Origin of the sequence: Streptococcus suis, from assembly GCF_002964045.1 — a bacterium.
GTDB classification, from domain to species: domain Bacteria; phylum Bacillota; class Bacilli; order Lactobacillales; family Streptococcaceae; genus Streptococcus; species Streptococcus suis_U.
This window is the reverse complement of record NZ_POPB01000606.1, coordinates 1-327: the sequence shown is the minus strand read 5'-3', so window position 1 is coordinate 327 and position 327 is coordinate 1. Positions and strand designations below refer to the sequence as shown.

Annotated in this window: 1 pseudogene; it reads right to left on the bottom strand. The window is 38.2% G+C overall.

Annotation, left to right across the window (positions count from 1 at the left end):
- Positions 1-90 precede the first annotated feature (90 nt).
- A pseudogene (locus C1E99_RS13105) lies at positions 91-327 on the bottom strand (hypothetical protein); the annotation flags it as partial.

Here is a 327-nt window from a genome sequence, read left to right as displayed (position 1 = left end):
GATAGGTCGATTATCAAGCCGAACAATCTGAACCAAGGAGCGTTATAAACCCGCAAAATTGTGCAGTATTTAAAACTTTTTCTACAGCAATTAGATACCTTCTGCGACTAATTCTGTCCACATGGCATCTTCGTATGTAAAACCAAAGTTTGTTTCATCATCTATACCGTAGATAAGTTTTACTTGTACTTTCTCTCCTGGCTTCAACTTTTCAACTAGATTCACATCGTAGGTCCGTAAATCCAGAGAAAACGGAATCTGACTAACGGGGTCCTTGAGACTGAAATAGTATTCATCAAAATAGAGTTCTTCTGCGGTCGAATTTTC